General features: G+C 68.2%; 23 protein-coding genes. 12 read left to right on the forward strand and 11 right to left on the reverse strand.

From position 1 onward, the window contains the following. Positions 1–40 precede the first annotated feature (40 nt). The gene (locus IG194_RS20930; protein WP_225617129.1) at positions 41–3304 is read left to right on the forward strand and encodes a hybrid sensor histidine kinase/response regulator; all 3264 of its coding nucleotides are present in this window, start codon (positions 41–43) and stop codon (positions 3302–3304) included. Positions 3305–3367: 63 nt separating this feature from the next. Continuing rightward, positions 3368–4018 (forward strand): response regulator transcription factor, encoded by a 651-nt coding sequence (locus IG194_RS20935; protein WP_009618015.1) that lies wholly within the window; start codon positions 3368–3370, stop codon positions 4016–4018. Positions 4019–4027: 9 nt separating this feature from the next. On the opposite strand, the gene IG194_RS20940 is transcribed toward IG194_RS20935, so the two are convergent. From IG194_RS20940 to IG194_RS20960, 5 genes are all read right to left on the reverse strand, one after another. After that, entirely contained in the window at positions 4028–4759 is a 732-nt protein-coding gene (locus IG194_RS20940; protein ID WP_009618016.1) for a molecular chaperone, read from the reverse strand. Further along, complete coding sequence (locus IG194_RS20945) at positions 4756–6054, reverse strand: fimbrial protein (RefSeq protein ID WP_009618017.1); 1299 nt, start codon at positions 6052–6054, stop codon at positions 4756–4758. The genes IG194_RS20940 and IG194_RS20945 overlap by 4 nt, the downstream gene beginning before the upstream one ends. A 20-nt stretch (positions 6055–6074) precedes the next feature. Continuing rightward, positions 6075–8714, reverse strand: coding sequence for a fimbria/pilus outer membrane usher protein (locus IG194_RS20950; protein ID WP_058488640.1), 2640 nt, complete (start codon positions 8712–8714; stop codon positions 6075–6077). A gap of 14 nt (positions 8715–8728) precedes the next feature. Continuing rightward, complete coding sequence (locus IG194_RS20955) at positions 8729–9457, reverse strand: molecular chaperone (RefSeq protein ID WP_058488641.1); 729 nt, start codon at positions 9455–9457, stop codon at positions 8729–8731. A gap of 96 nt (positions 9458–9553) precedes the next feature. After that, on the reverse strand, positions 9554–10084 hold the full coding sequence (locus IG194_RS20960; protein WP_009618021.1) for a fimbrial protein: 531 nt from the start codon (positions 10082–10084) through the stop codon (positions 9554–9556). A 353-nt stretch (positions 10085–10437) separates the two neighbouring features. Between IG194_RS20960 and IG194_RS20965 the strand changes: the two genes are divergently transcribed. Genes IG194_RS20965 through IG194_RS20980 form a run of 4 tightly spaced genes read left to right on the forward strand, consistent with a single transcriptional unit; the run spans position 10438 to position 13348 of the window. Further along, positions 10438–10809 carry a YciI family protein gene (locus tag IG194_RS20965; protein WP_009618022.1) on the forward strand — a complete coding sequence of 124 codons (372 nt, stop codon included), beginning with the start codon at positions 10438–10440 and terminating at the stop codon, positions 10807–10809. A gap of 49 nt (positions 10810–10858) precedes the next feature. Next, positions 10859–11641, forward strand: coding sequence for a DUF899 domain-containing protein (locus IG194_RS20970; protein ID WP_082996202.1), 783 nt, complete (start codon positions 10859–10861; stop codon positions 11639–11641). 15 nt (positions 11642–11656) lie between these two features. Then, a complete protein-coding gene (locus IG194_RS20975; protein ID WP_058488642.1) occupies positions 11657–12085 on the forward strand; it encodes a YybH family protein in 429 nt (142 codons plus the stop codon). Between the two features lie 9 nt (positions 12086–12094). Further along, positions 12095–13348, forward strand: a complete 1254-nt coding sequence (locus IG194_RS20980) for an RNA polymerase sigma factor (protein WP_082996201.1) — start codon at positions 12095–12097, stop codon at positions 13346–13348. Between the two features lie 163 nt (positions 13349–13511). Here the strand turns inward: IG194_RS20980 and IG194_RS20985 are convergent, their stop codons facing one another. Beyond that, a complete protein-coding gene (locus IG194_RS20985) occupies positions 13512–14204 on the reverse strand; it encodes a Crp/Fnr family transcriptional regulator (protein WP_082996200.1) in 693 nt (230 codons plus the stop codon). Between the two features lie 161 nt (positions 14205–14365). Here IG194_RS20985 and IG194_RS20990 point away from each other — a divergent pair, with 161 nt between their 5' ends. The 3 genes from IG194_RS20990 to copD all read left to right on the forward strand — a co-directional run bounded on the left by IG194_RS20990 (position 14366) and on the right by copD (position 16796). Further along, positions 14366–15229, forward strand: coding sequence for an SDR family NAD(P)-dependent oxidoreductase (locus IG194_RS20990; RefSeq protein ID WP_043272414.1), 864 nt, complete (start codon positions 14366–14368; stop codon positions 15227–15229). Between the two features lie 321 nt (positions 15230–15550). Continuing rightward, positions 15551–15916 (forward strand): copper homeostasis periplasmic binding protein CopC, encoded by a 366-nt coding sequence (gene copC / locus IG194_RS20995; RefSeq protein WP_043272415.1) that lies wholly within the window; start codon positions 15551–15553, stop codon positions 15914–15916. Positions 15917–15935: 19 nt separating this feature from the next. Further along, entirely contained in the window at positions 15936–16796 is an 861-nt protein-coding gene (copD, locus tag IG194_RS21000) for a copper homeostasis membrane protein CopD (RefSeq protein ID WP_058488643.1), read from the forward strand. A 217-nt stretch (positions 16797–17013) separates the two neighbouring features. On the opposite strand, the gene fahA is transcribed toward copD, so the two are convergent. Together fahA and hmgA are read right to left on the reverse strand one after the other, a co-directional pair. Continuing rightward, the gene (fahA, locus tag IG194_RS21005; protein ID WP_058488644.1) at positions 17014–18318 is read right to left on the reverse strand and encodes a fumarylacetoacetase; all 1305 of its coding nucleotides are present in this window, start codon (positions 18316–18318) and stop codon (positions 17014–17016) included. Between the two features lie 5 nt (positions 18319–18323). Next, a complete protein-coding gene (gene hmgA / locus IG194_RS21010; RefSeq protein ID WP_058488645.1) occupies positions 18324–19613 on the reverse strand; it encodes a homogentisate 1,2-dioxygenase in 1290 nt (429 codons plus the stop codon). Positions 19614–19714: 101 nt separating this feature from the next. Between hmgA and IG194_RS21015 the strand changes: the two genes are divergently transcribed. Continuing rightward, on the forward strand, positions 19715–20503 hold the full coding sequence (locus tag IG194_RS21015) for an IclR family transcriptional regulator (protein ID WP_058488646.1): 789 nt from the start codon (positions 19715–19717) through the stop codon (positions 20501–20503). Between the two features lie 208 nt (positions 20504–20711). On the opposite strand, the gene hppD is transcribed toward IG194_RS21015, so the two are convergent. From hppD to pobA, 3 genes are all read right to left on the reverse strand, one after another. Next, a complete protein-coding gene (gene hppD / locus IG194_RS21020) occupies positions 20712–21788 on the reverse strand; it encodes a 4-hydroxyphenylpyruvate dioxygenase (protein WP_043272420.1) in 1077 nt (358 codons plus the stop codon). A gap of 168 nt (positions 21789–21956) precedes the next feature. Beyond that, positions 21957–22586 (reverse strand): maleylacetoacetate isomerase, encoded by a 630-nt coding sequence (maiA, locus tag IG194_RS21025; RefSeq protein ID WP_058072715.1) that lies wholly within the window; start codon positions 22584–22586, stop codon positions 21957–21959. Between the two features lie 128 nt (positions 22587–22714). Next, positions 22715–23899 carry a 4-hydroxybenzoate 3-monooxygenase gene (gene pobA / locus IG194_RS21030; protein WP_058488647.1) on the reverse strand — a complete coding sequence of 395 codons (1185 nt, stop codon included), beginning with the start codon at positions 23897–23899 and terminating at the stop codon, positions 22715–22717. A 163-nt stretch (positions 23900–24062) separates the two neighbouring features. Between pobA and IG194_RS21035 the strand changes: the two genes are divergently transcribed. Together IG194_RS21035 and pcaQ are read left to right on the forward strand one after the other, a co-directional pair. Further along, positions 24063–24935: a helix-turn-helix domain-containing protein gene (locus tag IG194_RS21035; protein ID WP_058072713.1), complete on the forward strand. Its 873-nt coding sequence runs from the start codon at positions 24063–24065 to the stop codon at positions 24933–24935. After that, the gene (gene pcaQ / locus IG194_RS21040; protein WP_009618054.1) at positions 24932–25861 is read left to right on the forward strand and encodes a pca operon transcription factor PcaQ; all 930 of its coding nucleotides are present in this window, start codon (positions 24932–24934) and stop codon (positions 25859–25861) included. The genes IG194_RS21035 and pcaQ overlap by 4 nt, the downstream gene beginning before the upstream one ends. The last annotated feature ends 33 nt before the right edge of the window (positions 25862–25894 follow it).

The following is a 25894-nucleotide window of genomic DNA, read 5'->3' on the forward strand; positions in this document are numbered from 1 at the left end:
GCTGTCGCGGAATCGGTCGCGGGCATCTACAGTCAGCGCATTGTCGCTGCTGAAGGAACCGTGTCTCGTGAAGTCCGATCGCTCCGTGGAACACGACAACAGTTTGTTGCTGAAATGGGCGAGCATTTCGCAGGGCCTGAACATCGGCCTGCTCTGCGTAGCGGTGCTGGCCGTGTCGCTGTTCGGCATCTGCTACTGGGCGCTGGGGCGGGTGGTCGAGGAAGAGAAGGACAAAGTCAGCTTCCACTTCACCCGCCTGATGGGGGATATCCGCGAGCATGAGACCTTTCTCGCCCGCATTGCCCAGAAAAGCGATGATGCCACCCAGAAGAAGGACCAGGATGTCGTGCCATTGCAACGTCGGCTGCTGACGCGGGAAAGCGGCCTGGAAATCTATGAAGGGCGCGAGTTCTCCTTTGCCATGCCTTTCATCCTGGCCACCGGGCGCGAGCTGGACGAAGGCGGTTCGTGGGGACCCTTCTCCCTGGGCGTGCTGCTGGCCAACTTCTATGGCAGCTTCTGGAGTATCTCGCCATACCCGGCGCCGCAGCTGCTGGTCTTCGACCTGAACGGCGACACCAACCTGGCGGTGCCGGCCATCGATACCTCGGCGACGCATGACGGTCCGCGCGATACCTACCCTGAGCTCGCCGCGCGTATCCTCGCGCGTCTGCACGAGCGGCCACCAGGGAGCGACGACCTGCGCGTGCACTGGGCGCGTGCCGACCACTACCGCGGTCAGGCCCGGGAGCTGCTCGGCTACGTCGGCGTTGAGCTGCCCGCTCCGCTGTGGTGGCAGGGCGAAACGCGCCGCTCGATCGTCGCCGCGAGCCTGCTCGACCTGGGGCGTATCAACGATTTCGAACAATTGATGGAGCGTCCGGCCTTCGCGTCCTTCAGCCTGGCTTCGCCGAATGGCGAGATACTGGTGGGGACAGCGCCGCCGGCGGACCTGGTCGATGGCCTGAACCTGAGTCGCCAGGGCATTCTGATCCAGTTGCGCAGCCAGCCGGAGAGCGGCTGGACTGCCGTCTACCGGATCGACTACGCCAGTTTCTTCCGCCAGGCCCAGTGGCTGTTGGCGGGCCTGCTGCTGCTATTGCCCGGCTTCCTGCTGGCCGGCTGGTTGGGCTTGCGCTGGTATGCCCGCCGCGTGGTGCGTCCGGTGCACCGGGCGCACCGGCAACTGGTCGAGAGCGATACCTTCAGCCGTACCCTGATCCAGACCGCGCCCGTGGCTCTGGTGGTGCTCAGCCACGACGGCCGGAAACTGGTCACCTGCAATCACCTGGCCGCGCAGTGGTTGGGCGACGAGGCGGACATCCTCGCCCTGACCGCCGGCTGGAACCTTTTCGAGTCGCATGGCCAGGTGCCCGGAGGCATCTGCATCCAGGTCGGCGGACGCTACCTGCAGGCAGCCTTCGCGGCGACCCGCTATGCCGGTGTCGAGGCGGTGCTGTGCGTGTTCAACGATATCACCGTGCACTGCGAGGCGGAGGAGGCGCTGGCCAGCGCAAAGCGCGCGGCCGATGCCGCCAGCCAGGCCAAGACGCTGTTCCTGGCGAGCATGAGCCATGAGATCCGCACCCCCCTGTATGGTGTGCTCGGCACTCTGGAACTGCTCGGCCTGACCGACCTGGACAGCCGGCAGCGAGCCTACCTGCGCACCATCCAGAACTCCTCGTCGACCCTCCTGCAGTTGATCAGCGACGTGCTCGACGTTTCCAAGATCGAGGCCGGGCAGATGGCCCTGAACCCCGCCGCATTCAACCCCGCGGAGCTTGTGGAGGAAGTGCTGCGCAACTATGCCGCCAGCGCCGCGGCGAAGGGCTTGCAATTCTATGCTTGCATTGATGCGGGGGTGCCGGCGCAACTGCTGGGCGACGCCGCACGCATCCGCCAGATCCTCAACAACCTGGTGAGCAACGCGCTGAAGTTCACCGATATCGGTCGTGTGGTGCTGCGCCTGAAGTTGCTGGCCCGCGAGAACGGCCGTGCCAATCTGCAATGGCAGGTCGCCGACACCGGCGCTGGCATAGCCGAGGAACAACAGGGGCGCTTGTTCGAGGCCTTCTACCAGGTGCCCGGGGTACACCACACCAGCGGTACCGGCTTGGGGTTGTCGATCAGCTGGCGCCTGGCCGAGATGATGGGCGGCAGCTTGCGAGTGGTCAGCGAAGTGGGCTTGGGCAGCAGCTTCAGCCTGTTGCTCGAACTGCCCGAGGGTGGGCGCCAGGGGTTGGCCTTCCATCCGGCGTGCCTGCGGCCCGGCCCCGTATACGTCCATTCGCCGGTCCGCGAACTGGCCGACAGCGTTGCTGCCTGGCTGGAGTGCTGGGGCTGCAATGTGCTTGGCGGCGAGCCATCGTCCGACGGCTACGGGGGCGCGGTATTGCTGGAACTACTACCGGCGGCGGAGCCCCGAGCCTGGTCGGGGCCGCGGGTATGTGCGACGGCTGATGCACCCACCCAGCCTGAGCTGCGCGAGGATGGCTGGTACGTCAGCCTCTATAGCCTGACGGGCATTGCCCTGGCCCTGGCGCTGGCCCAGGGTAGCGAGCTGCCGGCGCCGGCCCGCGCGGCCGCGAACATCCGCTCCGAGGGCCTGGGTCTGCACGTGCTGGTTGCCGAGGACAATCCGATCAACCAGACGCTGTTGTGCGAGCAGCTCGAAGAGCTGGGCTGCAGCGTGAGCCTGGCCAGCGATGGTCGGGAGGCCCTGCGGTTATTCGACGACCGCCACTTCGATGTGCTGCTCAGCGACGTCAACATGCCTAACATGAATGGGTATGAGCTGACCCAGGCGTTGCGCGGGCGCGGAGAGACTCTCCCGATCATCGGCGTCACCGCCAACGCCTTGCGTGAAGAGGGCGAGCGCTGCCGGGCGGTGGGAATGGATGCCTGGCTGGTCAAGCCGATCAGCCTGCGGACCCTCAACGATCTGCTCGGCGAACTGGTCGGTAAGCCCGGCCTGGTTGCGCCGCAGGAGTCCAGCGAGCCGGCCATGGCGGAGGAGCCCTTGCAGGTGCCCGAGCGCATGCGCTCGCTGTTCCTGGAGACCATGGGCAAGGATCTGGCGGCGACCCGCGAGGCTGCCGGCCGGGGCGACGCGGAGGCGCTGCGGCAGGGCGTGCACCGCATGGCCGGGGCCCTGGCGGTGGCGCGCGCGCAGGCGCTGGTAATGGCCTGCCGGGAGGTCGAGGAAGGCCTCATGGAGGGCCGCCTGGGATGTACGGCCAGCGAGACGGCGCAGGTACTCGGACGCATCGAGCAGGCGCTGGAGCGCCTGAGGGAAGCGGGCTGACGAGGTCCCCGCCGACGGCGGGGCCAGTGGTTCGGCAATGCAGTCAGGATCCAAGAGAGGTTTATGGACAAGTTCAAAGTCGTGGTAGCCGATGACCATCCGATCGTGCGCATGGGCGTATGCGACATGCTCGAGCGCGACGGCCGCTTTCAGGTGGTGGGCGAAGCCTCCAGCCCCAGCGAACTGGTGACGCTGTATCAGCAGACCGATCCGGACATCGTCATCACCGACTACAGCATGCCCGGGGACGAGCGCTATGGTGATGGCCTGAAGCTGATGGACTACCTGCTGCGCAACTTCCCACGTACCCGGGTGCTGATCTTCACCATGCTCAGCAACAGCCTGATCCTTTCCAGCCTGTATGACCTCGGTGTGTCCGGCGTGGTGTTGAAGAGCGGTGACCTCGACGAGATCCTCAGGGCCCTCGACGTCATACTCCAGGGCCGTGCCTACCGTGGGCCCGGCATGCAGGATCCGAACAGCGTACTGGCCAGCCACGACGACGTGGAAGGGCGTATCGCCCGTTTGTCGCTGAAGGAATTCGAGGTGCTGCGCCACTTCGTCTCCGGGCTGAGCGTGCGTGACATCGCGCGGGTGCTCAACCGCAGCGTGAAGACCGTCAGCGCGCAGAAGATCTCGGCCATGCGCAAGCTGGAGGTGGATAGCGACCAGGCCCTGCTGACCTTCTGCGTGAAGGCCAATCTGTTCCAGTAACCGCCCGCCTCAGGGGGCCAGCGGCGCTTCGCCGGGAATCGGGAAGCCGGTGTCGTCCACCAGCCTGAAGCTGACCCGTGCGCCATTGGGGAGGGCGCCCTCTTCGAGCTGGTAGCGTTTTTCGCTGAAGGGCGGGGTCATCATGTCCATCTGCTGCTGCGCGGCCAGGGTACGGCCGTCGCCGCTGAGGCCCAGGGTGGTGAAGGAGGCATGGTAGGGCGTTGGGTTGCGGCACACCAGGAACCAGGCGTCGCCCTCGCGGCGCAGGTCGAAGGTCAGCTTTCCGGCGACCTGGTCCGGCGGCAGCGGCAGCTTCGCCGGGCGATAGAACAGCTTCAGCTGGGTGTTCATCGCCAGCTCCACGCGCGCTGGGTCGGGCTCCTTGCGCCCGGCGAGGGGGGGGATTTCATAGAGGTTCAGCCAGAATACCGATTCGCGGTCGCGCGGCAGCGCCTCGCCAGTGTGGATGATGCGCAGGCCCTGCAGGCCGCCCGGTTGCATACGGAACACCGCCGGCAACACGATGAACGGCGCCTGGGCGTTTTCCGGCGCGCCGCCGCCGCCGTCCACCCAGGTCTGCACCACCACCGGGTAGGGGTTGGTGTTGGCCAGCATCAGCGAGCGTTCGCGCAGGCCCTCGTCGTAGATCACCCGGGTGCCGCCGGCCAGCACCCCGGCCTGGGCCGCCGGCAGCCCGGCGGCCAGCAGGGCGAGCAGCAGGAGCCGGGCAAGGGTGTTCATTGCACCTTCACCAGGACGTAGGCTGTGGCGTGTACCTTGCCGGGCGTGGCGGTATTGCCCGGCAGTTGCTGCAGGCTGGCGGTGAAGGTCTGCAGGTAGTTGGTGTAGCCGGACTGCGAACTACCCAGGGGATTGGCGCCATCCAGCACCGGGTACCAGCCGGCGTTGGGGCCGGTCGGGTACTGGCTGGGCAGGTTGCCGGTGTTGCCGGGCTGGCCGACGAAGACCATCGCGGTGCCGGTTCCGGCATTCCTCAGGGTGATGCCGACCCCCTGGGCCAGGTTCGGATCGTTGCCGTAGTTGTCCGAGACCAGGGCCTCCACGCCACCGCTGCCGTTGACCAGGCCCAGGCTCTGGGCCGCGCTGTAGGCGCCCGGCGACACCTGGATGCCGATGGCTGTTTGCCCGCTGGCGGTGCCTGAGGCCGCCGAGTTGCTGCATTCGATCTGTACGTTGAAGTTTGCCTGGGTACTGGCGCCGGCCTGCAATTGCTGCACCGAGATACTCTGGAAGAGCACCAGCGGGGTGGCGTTGCGCGCCACGCAGGTGGCGGTCTGGGTGATGCTGGCAGCGTCGCGCATACCGTAGCCGAAACCGTTGTCGACACCCCAGAAATCGTAGTGGCTGTAGCTGTCCTCACCGATTTCGTCGTGGCTGATGCCCGGTCCTACCAGTTGGATGTAGGCGTTGGGCTGCACGCAGGTGTAGTTGCGCGGCGGGGCCAGCGGGCCGCCGCAGGCATAGGCGCCGGAGGGGGGGAGTGTGCTGATGCGGTACAGTTCGGCCTGCAGGGGGGGAATGTCCTGTAGGCGAATCTGGATGTTGTTGCCGGATTCGACGTAGGTGGTGAGCGGGACCTTCTGCCAGTAGCGGCTGACGGTGACCCCGGACATGGTCAGCTTGAGCCCGACGTAGGAGAAGTAGGTGGCGTAGACCCCGCTCAAGCCGTCGACCGCCCCGGTTTCGTGCTGGCCGCCGACGCGGCTGTCGCCATTGGTCGCGACCAGGAAGTAGAGGTTCGGCAGGTCGGTCTTGGCGCAGGTCCACAGCACCGTCGAGGCGGTGGCGCCGCCGTAGGTGTAGTTGGTCGGCGGCACCAGGGCGCTGCCCAGCAGGCTGCCCACCGGCTGCAGGTAAGTGTCGGTGAGGTTGATTTTGCCGAAAGGAATCTGCGCCGTGCGGGTGTCTTCAGTCTGGGCCTTGCCGCTCATGGTGCAGGCGGCGTGGCCGAGCAGCGGCAAGCCCAGTAGGGTGCAGGACAGCAGGGCGGCGGAGAGGATAGGTCGTCTGTGCATGCTTGTCTCCTTGGCGGCCGTCATTCGGGGGTGCAGGTGGCTTCCAGGCGGATCAGCACCTGTTCCAGGTCCTTTCCGGTGGTGTCGTAGGGCAGGCTGCAGCGCTCGTCGCTGTCCTCGCCCCAGCGCAGGCTCAGGCGGCCCCGGGGCTTGTCGCTGCGCACGTAGACCTGGCTGCCCTGGCCGACCATGCCGATCACGCTGCCGCTTTCGTCGTAGGCCTCGGCGCCCGGCGGCACGGCCTGGCCGTTGGCCAGGCGGGTGCGGATCAGCAGGGCATTGCCGGTACGGGTCTTGAACCTGACCTTCACTGCGGCGCCGGCATAGGGCGCCACGCGCTGCTCGCCATCTTCCAGTTCGGCCTTGCCCTGCATGCCCTGGGGGTCGAGGGCCACGCTGTTGTAGCGGTACGGCGTGACCGCAGGCACCAGGGCGTAGCCGTTGCCGTCGATGGTGGTGCCCTGGGCGTTGAGCACCTTGGCTCCAGTGGCGCCCTTGGCCTCGACAAGGGCGAAGGTGTCGCCCAGGTAGGGCCCGAAGGTGACCCCGCCGGAGTGGATGGCCAGGGCGCCCTGGGCGTTGCCCGCGGCCTGCCAGTAGTCGTCGCCGCGCGAGGCGCTCAAGCCCAGGCTGGTGCTGGGCAGGCGCTTCTGCAGGTTGCCGTTCCATACCGTCTGGCGCATTTCCTGGTCGCGGGTGACGCCCAGGCTGTAGCTCAGAGTCTGGTCCTGGTCGGCCATGCCGGAGACTGTGCTCTGGTACTGGCTGCCACCGCTGGTGCTGTGGCTGTAGGAGTTGCTCAGGGTTGGCGTGCGGGTGTTGGCCTGGCTGCCCAGCGGCAGGGACACCGAGAGGGTGGTGATGGTGTCGACGTCGCCGGAAATGCTGCCGTTGTAGCCGAAGCCAGGGTAGGACGGGTCGTTCTGGTCATAGCCGCCCGGCACCCGCGAGTCGTAGCCGCCGATGCGCTGGCGGGCGACGGATAGGTTGACGCTCACACCGTTGTTGAAGGCGTTGCCGTAGCCCAGCTGCAACTGGGTATCGCGGTCGCGGCCGTCGCGGTAGTTCTGCGTCGAGCCGGAGAGGAACAGGTTGCCGTAGAGTCCCAGGCTCTGGTTGACCGAGACCTCGAAGCGTGACTGCTGCAGGTAGGTGTTGGATTGCCAGGTATAGCCATCGCGCGCCGCGTCGCGCACCCCGAGCACGTCGCCGAGGTCGCGGTAGCCGCTGGTGGAGTAGCGGTAGCCGGCGATGGACAGGGTGGTGTTGGTCGGCTGGAAGGTGCGGCTGTAGGACAGGTGCGCCATCCAGCCGTCGAGGTAGCCGATGTCCGGCAGGTCGGCGCGCGAGTAGGTCAGATCCAGGCCGAAGGCGCCCAGGCTGCTGGCGTACACGCCACCGAGCATCAGCGCCTGGTAGCCGTCGGCGACGCGTACGCCGCTGTTGGCGGTGACGGTATTGCTCAGGCCGCGCTGGTAGGTGAGGTCGCCGAACAGCGAGTCGTCGCCGATGTCACGGGTGCGGCCCAGGGAGAAACTGTAGCGCGAGATGCCCGGGCGCAGGGATTCGGGCACTGCCGAGAAGGGCACGCTGAAGCGGCTGGTGGAGCCGTCGGCCTCGGTCACCTCGACCTCCAGGTCGCCGTTGTAGCTGGTCGGGTAGAGGTCGGCGATCTCGAAGGGGCCGGGGGCCACGGTGGTCTGGTAGATCTCCTGGCCGTTCTGGCGGATCGATACCCTGGCGTTGGTCCGCGCCACGCCGCGCACGGTTGGCGCATAGCCGCGCATGGAGTCCGGCAGCATGCGCTCGTCGCTGGACAGGTTCAGGCCGGTGTAGGCCAGGCCGGAGAAGAAACGTCCGGTGGTGTAGGTCTGGCCGAGCGACAATTGGCTGTCCATGGACGGCAGCGGCCGTTGCACATAGCTGCGGATGTTCTGCCAATGATTGCCGTAGTCGCGGTCGTAGGTCAGGTTCGACTGCTGGCGGTACTGCCACATGCCCAGGTTCACCCCGCCATTGAGCGACAGGTAGGCCGAGTCCTGGCTGCCGGAATAATCCCCGGTGTAGGACACGTGGTAGTAATTGCCGATGTAGTTGACGAAGCCGATGGCGCTGCCGGCTTCCAGGTCGGCAGGGTTCACGTAGCCGCGTGGCATGCGTTTCATCAGGCTCTGGGGCACGCTCAGGTCCAGGCGCAGGCGGGCCATGTCCAACTGGCTAGAGCTGCCTTTCAGCGCCTGATCGAGCAGCACGCAGTCACCTTTGGCAGCATGCTCCGGTGTGCCGTCGCCGATGTTTTCGGCATTGATGCCAGAGGCTTGCAACTGGTCTGGCGTCAGGCAGGGTTGCACCTGGCTGTCGGCGACATTGACGAAGCGTATGTCCGTGCGGTCGACGAAACGGTTATTGATGAACAGGTCGACCTTGTAGGTACCCGGGGCGACTGCGTTGACCTTGTTGAAGCGCGACAGCGTCGCCTGGCTCAGCGGGCCGCCACGGAACAGGCTGGAATCGAAGACGTAGCTGTCCGCCAGCAACTCCTCCGTGGACTTGCTGCCCCCCACCGCCATGGCGACGGCGGAGCACAGCAGCAGGACCGGCCCGGCGAGTCCTGCCGACTGGCGCGCGACGCGACGCGGAGGCGTGAATGGGAAGGCCATGGCGCGCTTCCGTATCAGGGCAGCAGGGGCAGTTCGCGGGTGACGTCGACGCCGTAGTCGTTGACCAGCGTCAGGCGCAGGCGGGCTTTGCCCGGGGCGCCGAGCGGGGTGCGTGGGCGCCACTGGGTCTGCGAGTGCGGCGGCACCATCAGCGAATCGGCCAGGGGCACGCTCTTGCCGTTCAGCAGCAGGCTGGCCTGGCGCACCACCGCGTGATAGCCGGTGGGGTTGGTGACCTGCAGGGAGCCGTCACGCAACTGAAAGGACAGCTGTCCAGCCAGGTCGTCCGGCGAGCCGGCCAGGCCCTTGGGTCGATAGAACACCTTGAGGCGGCTGTTGAACATCAGTACCAGCTTGTTGGCGTCCTGGTCGCGGACCTTGATCGCCGGCACCTGGCTGAAATTGAGGTAGAACACCGACTCGCGGTCTTGCGGCAGGCCCTCGCCGGTATAGACCAGCCGTACCATCTGCCCGGCGTGGGGCTCCATGCGGAAGATCTGCGGGCTGGCGACGAAGGGCGCATCGGCACTTTCCACGGTGGACTTCGGGTTGCCCTTGTCCAGCCAGACCTGCACCAGGTTGGGGTGTGCGTCGGTATTGGTCAGTTGGATGGTCTTTTCCCTGGCTGCGGCGGGGTAGATCACCCGCGTCCCGGTCATCACTACGCTGGCCTGTACCTGGCCTAGGCACAGGATGCCGATCAGGGTGAGGGCAGTGGACAAGTGCTTCAGATTCATGGACATGACAACCTCCCGCGCGCGACACAGCGCACGCCGAGACGGAGTTCGGGAATAACGTCCGCCCGCCGTGCCATCAGCCGGCAGGCGGACGTGGGGTGCTTACAGGTAGCTGAGCGTGTACTCGGCGACCGCGGTCACCGCCCCGGCGGTGGCGCCGCCGTCTTCGGAGATGTACTGGGCACCGAACTGGTAGCTGGCGCTGGTCTCGCCGTCGGACAGCACCAGGCCGGACACCGGGGTCACGCCGTTGAGCACGATCGGCGTGGTGCCGGCAGCGTCGCTGGTCAGCTGGATGGCGACGTTGCCAGCCGGGTTACTGGCGGCGATGTTGCCCAGGTTGCCGCCAGTGGTGACGTTGTGGCCGAGGAAGTTGGTGGTGATCTGCAGGTCGCCGGTCGGTGCCTGGCAATCGCTGACGGAGATGGTGAAGGGAGTCAGGCCGGCCTTGGCGCCGGCGCCGCTCAGCTCGGTGGCGGTGACGGTGGGCAACAGCACGATGCTGTTGGTTTCGCCGTTGATGGTGGCCTGGCAGGTCTGCGCGGTGACCTCGCCCTGGAAGGTCACGGTCGGGGCGGCGAGGACGATGCCCGGAAGCGCGCCTACAGCGAAGAGCAGAGTCGAGAGTTTCATGGTGTTCACCCAGTGATCGAGATTGTCGGTGGTGTTTCCCCTCAAGGTGCGTGTCGTGGGTAGCGGAACAGCCTCTGCCCAGGCGTCGGCCCTTCTTCGGAAAACACCTACAACTATTTCCGAGTGGCCATCTGTCAGATATCAGATGTTTCTTAATCCCGATCAGTTTTGTGGGATCTAGTCGATTGATTTAGATCAATTTTTCTCGCCGTTCCGAAGCGGCGAATCGTCTCTCTCCGCCACGCCCTGGCTGACCGTTGGTCTGCCAGCCGCGTTTTTTCCGGTCCGGTGTCGATCCCTGTATGTCCGGCGCGACTATAGGTATCTGCGTCCCACCGCCGGAGGAGCCGAGGATGAAATACCTGTGCCTGATCTACCTGGACGAGAAAGCCGCCGCGCAGCTGCCCGCCCATGACTACCGCGCCGTGGTGGAAGAGTGCCTGGGCTACGAGCAGCAGCTGCGCGAGCGCGGCCAGCTGCTGGCGGTGGAGGCCCTGCAATCGGTGGACAGCGCCACCACCCTGCGCCACCGCGACGGCCAGTTGTCGGTCACCGACGGGCCCTTCGCCGAGACCCGCGAGCAGCTCGGCGGCTTCTACCTGATCGAGGCGCGCGACCTCAACGAGGCCATCCAGATCGCCGCGAAGATCCCGCCGGGGCGCCTGGGCTGCATCGAGGTGCGGCCGATCCGCGACTGGGAGCAGCACTTCGCCGCCCGGGGCTGAGCCCCGCCACCCGCCGCGGCGGCGAGCCGCGCGAAGAGGAGAGCCAAGCATGAGCATCGACAACTTCACCCTGCCGCCCGTGGTGCCCCGCGAAGACTGGCTGGCCGCGCGCAAGCGCCTGTGGCGGCTGGAGCGCGAGGCCACCCACGCCCGCGACGCCCTCAACGCCGAGCGGCGCAAGCTGCCGCTGGTGCGCATCGACAAGGACTACCGCTTCGAAGGCCCCAGCGGCCCGCTGCGCCTGCTCGACCTGTTCGAGGGCCGGCCGCAGCTGATCGTCTACCACTTCATGTTCCACCGCGACCGCGGCGAGGGTTGCGAGGGCTGCTCCTTCCTGGTCGACAACCTCGGCCGCCTGGAGCACCTGCACGCCCGCGGCACCACCCTGGCCCTGGTGTCCCGCGCGCCGCTGGCGGAGATCGCGCCGTTCCGCGTGCGCATGGGCTGGCGGCTGCCCTGGTACTCGTCCTTCGGCAGCGACTTCAACTACGACTTCCACGTCACCCTCGACGAGAAGGTGGCGCCGATCGAATACAACTACCGCGACCTGGACGAACTGCGGCGCCTGGGCCAGGACTACCACATCCAGGGCGAGCAGCCGGGCATGAGCGTCTTCCTGCGCGACGGCGACAGCGTCTACCACAGCTACTCCGCCTACGGCCGCGGGCTGGAGGCGCCGCTGTTCACCTACCACCTGCTCGACCTCACGCCCCTGGGCCGCGGCGAGGGCTGGGGCGGCATGGCCGACCTCGACGGCAAGGGCATGAACTGGCTGCGCTACCATGACCGCTACGACGACGAGCAACCGCCGCACGGCTGCTGCGCGTCCTGAGGAGGAGGAATCGCCATGGGAAGTCCCATCGACCCGGCCATCCAGCGCCTGCTGGACGGCTGGCTGGAAGCGGTACAGGCCGGCGACGTGGCGGCCATCGTCCGCCACTACAGCGACGACGTGCTGGCCTTCGACGCCGTGGCCCAGCTGCAGTTCGTCGGCCGCGAGGCCTACGCGCAGCACTGGCGCACCTGCCTGCAGGCCTGCCAGCAGACGCGCTTCGAGCGCCACCACCTGGCGGTGGAGCAGGGCGGCGACGTCGCCTTCGGCCACTACCTGTCGTACTGCGGCGGCAAGGACGAGAAGGGCGAGGAGAAGGCCTCCTGGGCGCGGGCGAGCTTCGGCCTGCGGCGGGTGGATGGGGAATGGAAGATCGTCCACGAGCATTTCTCCATCCCCTTCGACATGCACACCGGGCAACTGCTGTTCGACGCCCAGCCATGAGCCGGCCGCATGCATGACTACGCGCCGCCTTCGCTGCGCGATACGGTGGATGACATCTACCGCCGCGAATCGCGGCGCGTGCTGGCCACGCTGATCCGCCTGCTGGGCGACTTCGACCGCGCCGAGGAAGCGTTGCACGACGCCTTCGCCGCCGCCGTGGAGCAGTGGGGGCGCGATGGCCTGCCGCACAACCCGCGGGCCTGGCTGGTGTCCGCCGGGCGCTTCAAGGCCATCGACCACCTACGCCGGCGGGTGCGCTTCGACGCCTCGCTGGAGCAGATCGCCCGCCAACTGGAGATCGACGCCCAGGGCGAGGAGGAGGCCGAGTACGAGGGGCTGGAGGACGACCGCCTGCGCCTGGTGTTCACCTGCTGCCACCCGGCGCTGGCCGCCGACGCCCAGGTGGCGCTGACCCTGCGCGAAGTCTGCGACCTGCGCACCGAGGAAATCGCCCGGGCCTTTCTGGTGCAGCCTGCGACCATCGCCCAGCGCATCGTCCGCGCCAAGCAGAAGATTCGCGATGCGCGCATTCCCTACCAGGTGCCGGAGCCGGCCGAGTTGCCGCAGCGCCTGGCCAGCGTGTTGCGCGTGGTGTACCTGGTGTTCAACGAGGGCTATGCGGCCTCCAGCGGCGAATCCCTGACCCGCGCCGACCTCTGCGCCGAGGCCATCCGCCTGGGCCGCCAGTTGCTGGAGCTGCTGCCGGAGCCGGAAGTGCTGGGCCTGCTGGCGCTGATGCTGTTGCAGGAGTCGCGGCGCGCCGCGCGCAGCGACGAGCACGGCGAGCTGGTGCTGCTGGAGCATCAGGACCGCTCGCGCTGGGACGCCGGGCTGATCGCCGAGGGCCAGCGCCTGGTCGGCCTGGCCCTGGCCAGCCGCCGCTTCGGTTCCTACACCTTGCAGGCGGCCCTGGCCGCGGTGCACGCCGAGGCGGCGGACCTGGCCAGCACCGACTGGCCGCGGATGCTGGCGCTGTACGACGCGCTGCTGCAACTGCAGCCCTCGCCGGTGGTGGAACTCAACCGCGCCGTGGCCCTGGCCATGCGCGACGGCCCCGAGGCCGGGCTGGCAGCGGTGGACGCCATCCTCGCCCGCGGCGAACTGGCCGACTACCACCTGGCCCACGCCGCCCGCGCCGACTTCTGCCGACGCCTGGACCGCCCCGCCGAAGCCCGCGAGGCCTACCAGCGCGCGCTAACGCTGACGCGCCTGGAACCGGAACGACGCTTCCTCGAACAGCGCCTGCGGGAGTTGGAAACGTAACCGCGCCAAGCCCGACCACGACGTAGGGCGCATAACGCCTACGGCGTTATCCGCCGTTTGACCGTGGTCCAGGCGGCTCCAAGGCTGACCTTGGCGTGGCTGTGACCTGGGCCAAACGGCGTATAACCGCGAACGGTTATACGCCCTACGCCCAGCCCATCCTTTACGTTTGCGCCGCCATCTCCCGCAGCCGCTCCAGCGAGACGATGCGTAGCTGCCGGTAGCCCAGCTCCAGCGCGCCGCCGGCCACCAGTTCGCGCAGTTCCAGGGACAGCGTCTGGCGGCTGATGCCGAGCATCATCGCCAGCTCGTCCTGGCTGATGCGCACCAGCTGGCGCTGTTCGCCGTCGATGCTGCCGTCGCCGCGCGCCAGCTGTTCCAGGCGGCTGGCGATGCGGGCGCGGGTGGAGCGCAGCATGGCGTCTTCCAGCAGGCGGTAGACCAGGCGCGTGTGCTGCGCCTGGAGCACGCAGACGGCGCGGGCGAAGCCGTTGTCGAGCATCAGCCGGTCGAAGGTCGCCTGGTCCACGCCCAGCACCTCGCTGTCGCGGCTGGCGAGCACGTCGTGGGTGCGCGGCAGGCCGTCGAGCATCGACGCCTCGCCGAACCAGTGGCCCGGCTCCAGCACCGCGAGGATCGCCTCCTTGCCGTCCTCGCGCAGGGTCGAGGCCTTCAGCTTGCCCTGCAGCAGGGTGAGGAAGTGCTCGCCGCGGTCGCCCTGGCGGAACACGAACTCGCCGGCGCGCAACGGCTGGCGCCGGCCCTCGGCGGCCAGGGTGCGGCGCACCGTGGGCGCCAGGCGGGCGAACCAGGGGTTGGCGCCCAATTGCTGCAGGAGGTCTTCGGTATCGGGCATGGGGCGGGTTCGGGCAGTGGGTCGAGGCACTTTGACCGCCTTGCCCGGCCGCTGCAAGCCAGGGCCAATTGTCGGGTTTCCGGCAGTCCTGCGCCGCGCGCTGGCCTAGCCTGCCTGGCAACGCGGGCGGCGTGCGCCCGCAGGCCAAGGAGAACAACAAGATGAGTTTCGCAGCCAAGGTAGTGTGGATAACCGGCGCCTCTTCCGGCATCGGCGAGGCGCTGGCGCTGGCATTGCTGGAGCAGGGCGCCGAGGTGATCCTCTCCGGCCGCCGCGTCGAGGCCCTGCAGGCGCTGGCCGGACGCGCCCCGCAGCGGGCCCTGGTGCTGCCCTTCGAAAGCACCGACTACGAGCGCCTGCCGGCCCTGGTGGAGCAGGCCTGGGCCTGGCGCGGGCGCATCGACCTGCTGGTGAACAACGCCGGCGTCAGCCAGCGCAGCCTGGCCCTGGATACCGGCCTTGCGGTCTATCGCCAACTGATGGAAGTGGACTACCTGGCCCCCGTGGCCCTGACCCAGGCCCTGCTGCCGCGCCTGGTGGAGCAGCGCGGCGGGCAACTGGCGGTGGTCAGCTCGGTGGCCGGCAAGGTCGGCGCGCCGCTGCGCACCGGCTACTGCGGGGCCAAGCACGCGGTGGTCGGCTACTTCGAGGCGTTGCGCGCGGAAGTGGAGGCGGCCTACGGCATCGGCGTCAGCGTGATCCTGCCGGGCTCGGTGCGCACCGCCATCGCGCTGAACTCCCTGGAAGGCAACGGCACCCAGCGCGGCCGTTCGGACACCAACATCGACAACGGCATCGACCCGGCGGTGGCGGCCCAGACCATCCTCGCCGGCCTGGCTGCGCGGCAGCACGACATCGTGGTGGCCGAGGGGATGGAGAAGCTGGCCTTGCAACTGCGGCAGGCTGATCCGGAGAAGCTTTTTGCGCTGGTTGCGCAGGAGGGGGCGCGTCTGGCGCAGCAGCGGGAGGAGTTGGGGGCTGGGGCTTCCATTGATCCGGGGGATGTGAGTCGGTTGCAGGGGTGATGTTGTCTTGCTCGCGAATGGTGCTTCCAGGGGAGTTGGGTGGCTGGGTTCTAGAGCGCCCTCTCCCTAACCCTCTCCCTGAAGGGAGAGGGGACCGTTCGGTGTGCTTGGGTACTCCTGAGTCAGCCGGCGAACACCATTCTCTCCGCTGGCACGGACAAGCCCCCTCTCCCTTCAGGGAGAGGGCTGGGGAGAGGGAGCGGAGTAAAACCACCGCACCAAAGCCACCAGCAAGCACCAACCCCCTACACCCCCAACCTCTTTGCTAAGCTGCCGGGTTTGCTAAGCTGCCGGGCGCCGCAATCCATTCGAGGTCCCGCCATGCGCCGTTCCCCCCTGTTCGCCACCCTTGGCCTGCTCGCCCTTCTCAACGCCCCCGCCGTCTTTGCCCACGCCCACCTGAAGAGCGAAACCCCCGCCGCCGACAGCACCGCCGCCGCCCCCAGGGAGCTGCGCCTGACCTTCTCCGAGGGCGTCGAGGCGAAGTTCACCAAGGTCACGGTCACCGCCGCCGACGGCAAGGCCGTGAAGGTGGCCGGCATCGCCACCACCGAAGGCGACGCCAAGGTGCTGGTGGTGACCTTCGACCAGCCGCTGCCCGCCGGCGAGTACAAGGTGGAATGGCACGCCGTTTCGGTGGACACCCACAAGAGCAACGGCAGCTACGCCTTCAAGGTCGCGCCCTGAACCATGAGCCGCATCCGCCATGGATGACGCCCTGGTCTTCTGCCGTTTCCTGCATCTCGCCCTGACCCTGACGCTGTTCGGCGTGGCGCTGTTCCGTGCGGTGCTGCGCCGCCAGGAGCCCGCCGTGCTCGCTGCGCTGGACGGCCACGTGCTGGCCGGGCAACGCGTCGCCGCCGCGCTGGCGCTGCTCGGCGGCCTGGCCTGGCTCGGCCTGGTGGCGGCGAGCATGGCCGGCGACTGGTCCGCCGCGCTGGACGGCCCGACGCTGCGGCTGGTGCTGGGGCAGACCTTTTTCGGCCAGGTCTGGGCCTGGCACCTGCTGGCGAACGTCGCGCTGCTGGTTGCGCTGTGCCTGCCGCTGTCGGCGGACAACCCGCTGCGCGTGCTGCTGGCCGGCGCGGTGCTGGCCAGCCTGGCCCCGGTAGGCCATGGCGCCATGCTCGACGGCTGGGCCGGCGTCGGGCTGATGCTCAACCAGGCGCTGCACCTGCTCTGCGCCGGCGCCTGGCTCGGCGGCCTGCTGTTGCTGGCGGCGCTGCTGTACCGCGCGCCGGATTCCACCCATGGCGAGGCGCTGCGGCGCTTCAGTGGCGTCGGCTACCTGTTGGTGGCCGGGGTTGCGGCCAGCGGGTTGGTGAACGTCTGGGCGCTGGTCGGGCAATGGCCGGACCCGCGCACCTCCACCTTCGGGCTGGTGCTGACGATCAAGCTGCTGCTGGTGGCGGGGATGCTCGCCCTGGCCCTGCTCAACCGCGTGGCGCTGGCCTTCCGTGAGAAGCGCCTGCTGGCGCTGCGGCGCAGCGTGGTGCTGGAGTGGGTGTGCGGGGTGGCCGCGGTGGCCGTCGTGTCGCTGTTGGGGACGTTGTCACCGGCGGGGTAGAGGGACGTCAAGGTTGGCTCCGCGCGATGCGGGGCCAAGGTCAGGCGGCGGATAACCGCGAACGGTTATTCGCCCTACGTCAAGGTCGGGCCTGGCGTAGGGCGCATAACGCCTACGGCGTTATCCGCCGTTTGGCCTTGGTCCCCGGCAGCTCCGGGGTTGACCTGGGCGTTGACTGTGGCCCCGGTGTATCGGCGGATAACCGCGAACAGGTGTTTCAACGCGCCGGCAGGATAACTCCGCGGCACTCGCCGAAGCCGATGCGCGGGTAGCCTTCGCGTTCGCACCAGGCGCGGAAGATCACTTCGTCGCCGTCCTGCAGGAAGGTGCGTTGTTCGCCGCCGGGCAGCTGCAGCGGCTGCTTGCCGCCGAAGGTGCTCTCCAGCAGGCTGCCGAAGGCTTCCGGCGCGGGCCCGGAGAGGGTGCCGGAGCCGAACAGGTCGCCGGCCTGCAGCTTGCAACCGCCGACGCTGTGGTGGGCGACCATCTGCGCCACCGTCCAATACATGTTCTGCGTGTTGCTCAGCGCCAGGCGCAGCGGCTCGATGCCCTGCTCGCGCATGGCGGCGGTCTGCAGCAGCACTTCCAACTGGATGTCGAAGGCGCCCTGGGCCTGGTCGTGTTCGTCCAGCAGGTAGGGCAGCGGCTGCGGGTCGCCTTCCGGGCGCGCCGGCTGGGCCTTGCGGAACGGCGCCAGGGCCTCGGCGGTGACCACCCAGGGCGACACGCTGGTGGCGAAGTTCTTCGCCAGGAACGGGCCCAGCGGCTGGTATTCCCACGCCTGCACGTCGCGCGCCGACCAGTCGTTGAGCAGGCAGTAGCCGGCCACGTGCTGCTCGGCCTGGCCGATGCCGATGGCCTCGCCCATCTCGTTGCCCGGGCCGATCCAGATGCCCAGCTCCAGTTCGTAGTCCAGCCGCTTGCTCGGGCCGAAGCCCGGGGCCTCGGCGCCCGGCGCCAGGGTCTGGCCGTTGGGCCGGCGCACCGCGGCGCCGGAGGCGACCACGGTGGAGGCGCGGCCGTGGTAGCCGATGGGCACGTGCTTGTAGTTGGGCAGCAGCGGGTTGTCCGGGCGGAACAGGCGGCCGACGTTGTTGGCGTGGTGGATGCCGACGTAGAAGTCGGTGTAGTCGCCGACCTGGGCCGGCAGGTGCAGCTGGCAGCTGGCCTGGGCCGGCAGCAGGCTGGCGCCCAGCTCCTGCATCCGCGCCTGCTGCGGGCTGCCTTCGGCCAGCAGCGCCTGCAACTGCTCGCGCAGCACGCGGCGCGGGCCGGCGCCCAGGGCGAAGAAGGCGTTGAGGCTGGCGCCGCTGGCGGCTTCGGCGGCGTGGCGGGCCTCGCCTTCGAACAGGTCGGCGGCCAGCGCCGCCTTCAGGTCGAGGATGTGCTCGCCGATGGCCACGCCGCCGCGCGGCTCGCGGCCGGGGCTGCTGAACACGCCCAGCGGCAGGTTCTGCAGGGGGAAGTCGGGGTGGCCGTTGGCGGAGTCGATCCAGCTGCGGCGGGTGTCTGCCTGGTTCATGGGGTTCAGTTCCTCTGGAAGGTCTTGGCCATGCCGCTCCAGCAGGCGTCGTAGTCGCGCTGCAGTTGCGGGCATTCGAGAGCGTAGCGGCTCGGGCGCAGCACGCGGCCGGTCTCGAACATGAAGGCCATGGTGTTTTCGATCTTGTGCGGTTTCAGCTCGGCGGCGATGGCCTGCACGGTGCTGGCGTTGTCCGGGCCGTGGGCGCTCATGCAGTTGTGCAGCGAGGCGCCGCCGGGGGCGAAGCCGTCGGCCTTGGCGTCGTAGGCGCCCTGGAGCAGGCCCATGAATTCGTTCATCAGGTTGCGGTGGAACCACGGCGGGCGGAAGGTGTTCTCGGCCACCATCCAGCGCGGCGGGAAGATCACGAAGTCGACGTTGGCCATGCCGTGGGTGTCGCTGGGCGAGGTGAGCACGGTGAAGATCGACGGGTCCGGGTGGTCGTAGCTGACCGTGCCGAGGGTGTTGAACAGGCGCAGGTCGTACTTGTAGGGCACGTTGTTGCCGTGCCAGGCGACCACGTCCAGCGGCGAGTGGTCCAGCTCGCAGGCCCACAGCTCGCCGAGGAATTTCTGCACCAGCTGCACCGGCGCGTCGATGTCTTCGTAGTGGGCCACCGGGGCGAGGAAGTCGCGGGGGTTGGCCAGGCCGTTGCTGCCGATCGGGCCCAGGTCGGGGATGCGCAGGGCGGCGCCGTGGTTCTCGCAGATGTAGCCGCTGGCGCTGGCGTCGAGCAGTTCGACGCGGAACTTCATGCCGCGCGGGATCACCGCGATCTCCAGCGGCTCGATGTCCAGCCGGCCCAGCTCGGTGGCCAGGCGCAGGCGGCCCTGTTGCGGGACGATCAGCAGCTCGCCGTCGGCGTCGTAGAACACCCGGTCCATGGAGCGGTTGGCGCGGTACAGGTGCACGCTGACGCCGCTGGCCTGCTCGGCGTCGGCGGTGGCGGCGAGGGTCAGCAGGCCGTCGAGGAAGTCGGTGGGCTCGCCGGGGATGTCCTGGGGGTTCCAGCGCAGGCGGTTGGGGTTCACCTGGCCCGGCTCGCGGCCGGGAATCTGCCGCGCCAGGCGCTCGAAGCGTGGGTGGCTGGCCGAGGGCTTGATGCGGTACAGCCAGGTGCGCCGGGCCTCGCTGCGCGGCACGGTGAAGGCGGTGCCGGAAAGCTGCTCGGCGTAGAGCCCGAAGGGCACCTGCTGCGGCGAGTTCTGCCCCTGGGGCAGGGCGCCGGGCAGGGCTTCGCTGCTGAACTGGTTGTTGAAACCCGACAGGTAGGTGAGCGATTCGGCGGACGACATGGCGACCTCGTTGTTTTTGTAATCGAATTACGAATAACGTAATTTGAACGCCGGAAGGGGTCAAGCTATAACAGCGCCTCCATCGACGAACGAGTCATTGCATGGCCATTCCCAGGGACACCGGCGACGCGCCGAAACGCCAGAAAGTGCAGGCCGCCGAAGTCGGCACCGACATCCTCAAGGGCCTGGCCGACCTGGCCCCGGCCACTTCGCTGTCGCGCCTGGCCGAGCACGTGGGCATGCCCGCGGCCAAGGTCCACCGCTACCTGCAGGCGCTGATCGCCAGCGGCTTCGCCGAGCAGGACGCGGCCACCAACCACTACGCCCTGGGCCCGGAGGCGCTGTTCGTCGGCCTGGCCGCCATCGGCCGGCTGGACGTGGTGCGCGCCGCCACGGCGCACCTGAGCGCGCTGCGCGACGAGCTGAACGAAACCTGCTTCCTCGCCGTGTGGGGCAACAAGGGGCCGACCGTGGTGCAGGTGGAGCAGCCGCTGCGCGCGGTGACCCTGGTCACCCGGGTGGGCTCGGTGCTGCCTCTATTGGGCTCGTCCACCGGCCTGGTGTTCAACGCCTACCTGCCCGACGGCGAGACCGCGCCGCTGCGCGAGGAGGAGAAAGGCATGCCTGGCGCGCTGGACGAGGCGGAGTTGCACAAGCAGACGTCGGAAATCCGGGCTTCCGGCTTGCACCATGTGCATGGGCTGTTGATGCCGGGGGTGAATGCGCTGTCGGCGCCGGTATTTGCGGTGGGTGAGCAACTGGCCGGGGTGGTGACGGTGGTGGGGGCAGCGAGTGCCTTTCGTGCGGAGACCCAGGGGCGGGCGGCGGAGTTGCTCAAGGAAGCGGCGGCGGCGATTACCGCGCGGATGGCGGGGCGTAGGCCGGAGTAGGGCGGATAACCGTTCGCGGTTATCCGCCGTTGGCCGGAACACCGTTGCCGGGGACGATGGCGGATAACGCCGTAGGCGTTATGCGCCCTACGGGGCCAAACAAAGCTCCGTAGGATGGGTTGAGCGAAGCGATACCCATCACCGTGGCCCGATGGGTATCGCAAGCTCAACCCATCCTACGAGAGCGCTTCGGAGCGGTGGGTCTGGCTCACTTCGTCTCCAACACCCCACGGCGAATCTGGTCGCGTTCGATCGACTCGAACAGCGCCTTGAAGTTGCCTTCGCCGAAGCCGTCGTCGCCCTTGCGCTGGATGAACTCGAAGAACACCGGGCCCATCAGGGTTTCCGAGAAGATCTGCAGCAGCAGCCGGCGGCTGCCGCCCTCGGAGGTGCCGTCGAGGAGGATGCCGCGGTTGCGCAGTTCTTCCACCGGTTCGCCGTGGTTGGGCAGGCGCTCTTCGAGCATCTCGTAGTAGGTCGCCGGCGGCGCGGTCATGAAACGCATGTTCAGGCCCTTGAGGGCATCCCAGGTCTTCACCAGGTCGTCGGTGAGGAAGGCCACGTGCTGGATGCCCTCGCCGTTGAACTGCATGAGGAATTCCTCGATCTGCCCGGCGCCCTTGGAGGATTCCTCGTTGAGCGGGATGCGGATCATGCCGTCCGGCGCGGTCATGGCCTTGGAGGTCAGGCCGGTGTACTCGCCCTTGATGTCGAAGTAGCGGATCTCGCGGAAGTTGAACAGCTTCTCGTAGAAGTCCGCCCAGTAGGCCATGCGCCCGCGGTACACGTTGTGGGTGAGGTGGTCGATGATCTTCAGGCCGGCGCCTTTGGGGTGGCGGTCCACGCCCTCGATGAACTCGAAGTCGATGTCGTAGATCGACGAGCCCTCGCCGAAGCGGTCGATCAGGTACAGCGGCGCGCCGCCGATGCCCTTGATCGCCGGCAGGCGCAGCTCCATCGGCCCGGTGGGGATTTCCACCGGCTGCGCGCCCAGCTCCAGGGCGCGGGCGTAGGCCTGGTGGGCGTTCTTCACACGGAAGGCCATGCCGCACACCGAGGGGCCGTGCTCGGCGGCGAAGTAGGCCGCCAGGCTCTTGGGCTCGTTGTTGAGAATCAGGTTGATCTCGCCCTGGCGGTACAGGTGCACGTCCTTGGAGCGGTGGCTGGCCACCTTGGTGAAGCCCAGGCTGGCGAAGATGGGTTCCATCACGCCGGGGGTGGGGGAGGCGAATTCGATGAATTCGAAGCCCATGAGGCCCATGGGGTTGTCGAAGAGGTCTGCCATGTTCGTGTTCCTCGCGGTGGACGGCGCTCGGCGGCGCGTCCGGGATTCGGAAAGTCGTGGGGTCAGCTGCGCGGCTGGCGCGGCGGCGAGCAGGGCACGCCGCGTACGCTGCGGGCGAGGAAGTCGCCGATGGTGACTTTGAATCCGAGGCTTTGCATGGCGCGCTCCTCAGGCCGGCTTGTCGGCCTGGACGTCCGGGTGGGCCTGGCGGAAGGCCGGGTGCTCCAGGGCCAGGCGCTCTACCCTGAGTATGCGCGGGAATGGGCTCAGGTCCACCTCGAAGCGGCGGGCGGCGTACAGCTGCGGTAGCAGGTAGACGTCGGCCAGGCCCGGCTGCGGGCCGCAGCAGAAGCCTTGGTCGCCGATCAGCGCTTCCACGGCCTTCAGCCCTTCGCCGATCCAGTGGGCGATCCACTGGTTCACGCCGTCCTCGTCTATGCCCAGGGCGCGCAGGCGGTTGAGCACGGCGACGTTGTGCAGCGGGTGGATGTCGCAACCGATGAGCGCCGCCACGCCGCGCTGGTGGGCGCGCTGCAGGGCGTCGGCCGGCAGCAGGGCGGGCTCGGGGTAGCGTTCTTCCAGGTATTCGATGATCGCCGGCGACTGGATCAGCAGTTCGCCTTCGTCGGTGCGCAGGGCCGGCACGCGGCCTTGCGGGTTCAGCGCCAGGTAGGCGTCCTGGCGGTGCTCGCCCTGCAGCAGGTTGACCGGGACGTGCCGGGGCTGCAGGCCCTTGAGGGCCAGGGCGATGCGCACGCGGTAGCTGGAGGTGGAGCGGTAGTAGGTGTAGAGGTCCATGGACTCTCACTCGCAGGCAGCGTGCGCGTCGTGGCGGGCACTGTTGTTTTCGTAATTGCCTTACACTCTGCGTAATTTTTCCGCCGAGGGCAAGCCCCCGCCTCCTTCGGGGGCTCGCCGCGCTGCCTTCAGTCGATGCGTTCGAAGGGCAGGCCGACGTAGTTCTCGGCGATGCAGGTGCGCCCGGCCTGGAAGTCGAGGAAATAGGCCAGTTCAGTATCGAGCATCTTCTGGGTGAAGGCGTCGTTGTCGGGGAATTTGTGCAGCATGCTGGTCATCCACCAGCTGAAGCGCTCGGCCTTCCAGATGCGCCGCAGGGCGACTTCCGAGTAGCGCTGCAGCAGCTCGACGCGGCCTTCGCCGTAGACCTTCACCAGGATGCGGTACAGGGCATCGACGTCGCTGGCTGCCAGGTTCAGGCCCTTGGCGCCGGTGGGCGGGACAATGTGCCCGGCGTCGCCGACCAGGAACAGCTTGCCGTATTGCAGCGGCTCCACCACGAAGCTGCGCAGCGGGGCGATACTCTTCTCCAGCGACGGGCCGGTGACCAGGCGCGCGGCGGCGTCGGCTGGCAGGCGGCGCTTGAGTTCGTCCCAGAAGCGTTCGTCCGACCAGTCCTCCACCTTCTCCTCCAGGCCCACCTGCAGGTAGTAGCGGCTGCGGGTGGCCGAGCGCATGCTGCTGAGGCTGAAGCCGCGCTCGCTGCTGGCGTAGATGAGTTCGTGGTTGACCGGCGGGGTGTCGCTGAGCAGGCCGAGCCAGCCGAAGGGGTAGACGCGTTCGTAGATCTTGAGTTTGTCGGCCGGGATAGTCTGCCGCGATACGCCGTGGAAGCCGTCGCAGCCGGCGATGTAGTCGCAGTCCAGGCGCGCCGTCTCGCCATCCTTGCTGAAGGTGACGTAGGGTTTCTCGCCCTGCACCTCGTGCAGTTGCACGTCGCCGGCTTCGTAGATGCTCAGGGCGCCGCTGGCCTGGCGGGCTTCCATGAGGTCGCGGGTGACTTCGGTCTGGCCGTAGACCATCACGTTCTTGCCGCCGGTCAGGCCCTTGAGGTCGATGCGCTCGCGGCGGCCGTCCAGCACCAGCTCGAAGCCGTCGTGGGGCAGGCCCTCGGCGTCCATGCGGGCGTGGGCGCCGGCCTCGCGCAGCAGGTCCACGGTGCCCTGCTCCAGCACCCCGGCGCGGATGCGCCCGAGCACGTAGTCCGGGCTCTGGCGTTCGAGGATGACGTTGTCGATGCCGGCGCGTTGCAGCAACTGGCCGAGCAGCAGGCCGGAAGGGCCGGCGCCGATGATGGCAACCTGGGTTTTCATTGTTGTTTTCCTCGTCGTCGCGGGCCGGGGCCTGGTCGTAGGCACGCCCCCTGGCCGCGTAGTTGTTATTGGCACCTGCATTTTTGGTGGATGAATCGCCGCGCAGAAGGCAATATCCAACAGATAACCTGGATTTTTCGTGGATAGCCCCGGCGGCCTATAAATGCACAAGACGCCCGCTTCGAATCCGGTCCCGGTGTTCCAGCTCTACGGCGAGACCCACGCCTGGCCGACACCCGACCCCCTGCACTGCGAGACCATCCCATCGCGCAGCAGCCTCTACGACTGGGAGATCCGCCCGCACCGCCACGCCGACCTGGTGCAACTGCTCTACGTGCGCGCCGGCGAGGCCGAGCTGGAAGTGGAGGGCAGCGTCACCCGCGTGCGCGAGGCCACAGTGCAGGTCTCGCCGCCCCTGTGCGTGCACGGCTTCCGCTTCACCGCGCAGATCGACGGCTACGTCCTCAGCCTGGCCCAGCCCTTCGCCGAGGAACTGCTGCGCCAGTTCGACCGCGCCGTGCTGGAGCAGCCGCAGTGCTACGCGGTGGGCGAGGACGAGCGCTACCTGAGCACCCTGTTCGACTCCATCGAGCGCGAATATTCCCGCCAGGAGCCGGGCCGCGAGCTGATGCTGCGCTCGTTGGTCAGCGCCCTGCTGGTGTGGCTGGGCCGCCGCCACCTGCAGGCCAGCCACGCCGCCAGCGCCGCGCCGGACCGTGGCCGCGAGCACCTGCAGGCGTTCCGCCGGCTGGTGGAGAAACACTTGCGCGAGCACCTGCCGATCGAGCGCTACGCCGAGCGCCTGGGCATCAGCGCGGCGCACCTCAACGCCCTGTGCCGGCGCCTGGCCGGCGTCTCGGCGCTGCAGCTGATCAGCCAGCGCCTGCTGCTGGAGGCCAAGCGCAACCTGGTGTACACGGACATGACCGTGCAGGAAGTCTCCGACCAGCTGGGCTTCTCGGAGCCGGCGTACTTCTCGCGATTCTTCAAGCGCGGCACCGGGCAGTCGCCCAGGGCCTTCCGGGGTAACCGATGAACATCGACTCACGCATCAAGTTCCGCCACCTGCTGTGCTTCCTCGAAGTGGCCCGCCTGGGCAGCCTGGCGCGCGCCGCCGACCGCCTGGCGGTGAGCCAGCCGGCGGTGTCGAAGACGCTCAAGGAGCTGGAAGAGGTGCTCGACGCCAGCCTGTTCGAGCGCGGCAAGGGCGGCGCCGTGCTGACCGAGGCCGGCATCGCCTTCCTGCGCTATGCCGGGCCCTGCGTGCAGGCCCTGCGCGACGGCGTGGAGAGCCTGCGCGGCGGCGAATACGCGGCCAGCAGCGCGCGCCTGGGCGTACTTTCCACCGTGGAGGGCGCCTTCCTCCCGGAAGTGGTGCGGCGCCTGCACGCGCGCCACGGGGCGCTGGTGGTCAGCGTGGTCACCGGGCCCAGCGCGCACCTGCTCTCGCAACTGCGCGTCGGCGAGCTGGACCTGGTGGTCGGGCGCATGACCGACAGCCCGCAGATCCAGGGCCTGACCTTCGAACACCTGTACAACGAGCCGCTGACTCTGGTGGTGCGCGCCGGCCACCCGCTGCTGGGACGGCCGCTGGACGCGGCGGAGCTGGAGGCATACCCGCTGGTGCTGCCCACCGCCGGCACCACCATCCGCAAGCGCGTCGACAGCCTGTTCGTCGAGCACGGCCTGCGCCAGTCGTCGCGGCGCCTGGAAACCCTCTCGCTGAGCCTGAGCCGGCGCTACGTCGACGACAGCGACGCGGTGTGGATGGCGCCGCTGGACGCGGTGCGCGCGGCCCTGGGCAAGGGCGAGCTGGCCGAGCTGGCGCCGCAGTTGCAGGAGGCCGGCGGCTCGGTGGGCATCTGCAGCAACGCCTCGCTGCCGCTGTCCCTCGGTGCGCACTGGTGCCAGGAGGTGCTGCGCGAGGTGGGGCAGGAATACCGCGAAGGGGTTTATCCATAACCATTTGGTTAAGGGTGGCGGGCAGCTTTTCAA

This window comes from Pseudomonas sp. ADPe (assembly GCF_014843515.1).
GTDB lineage: Bacteria > Pseudomonadota > Gammaproteobacteria > Pseudomonadales > Pseudomonadaceae > Pseudomonas > Pseudomonas citronellolis.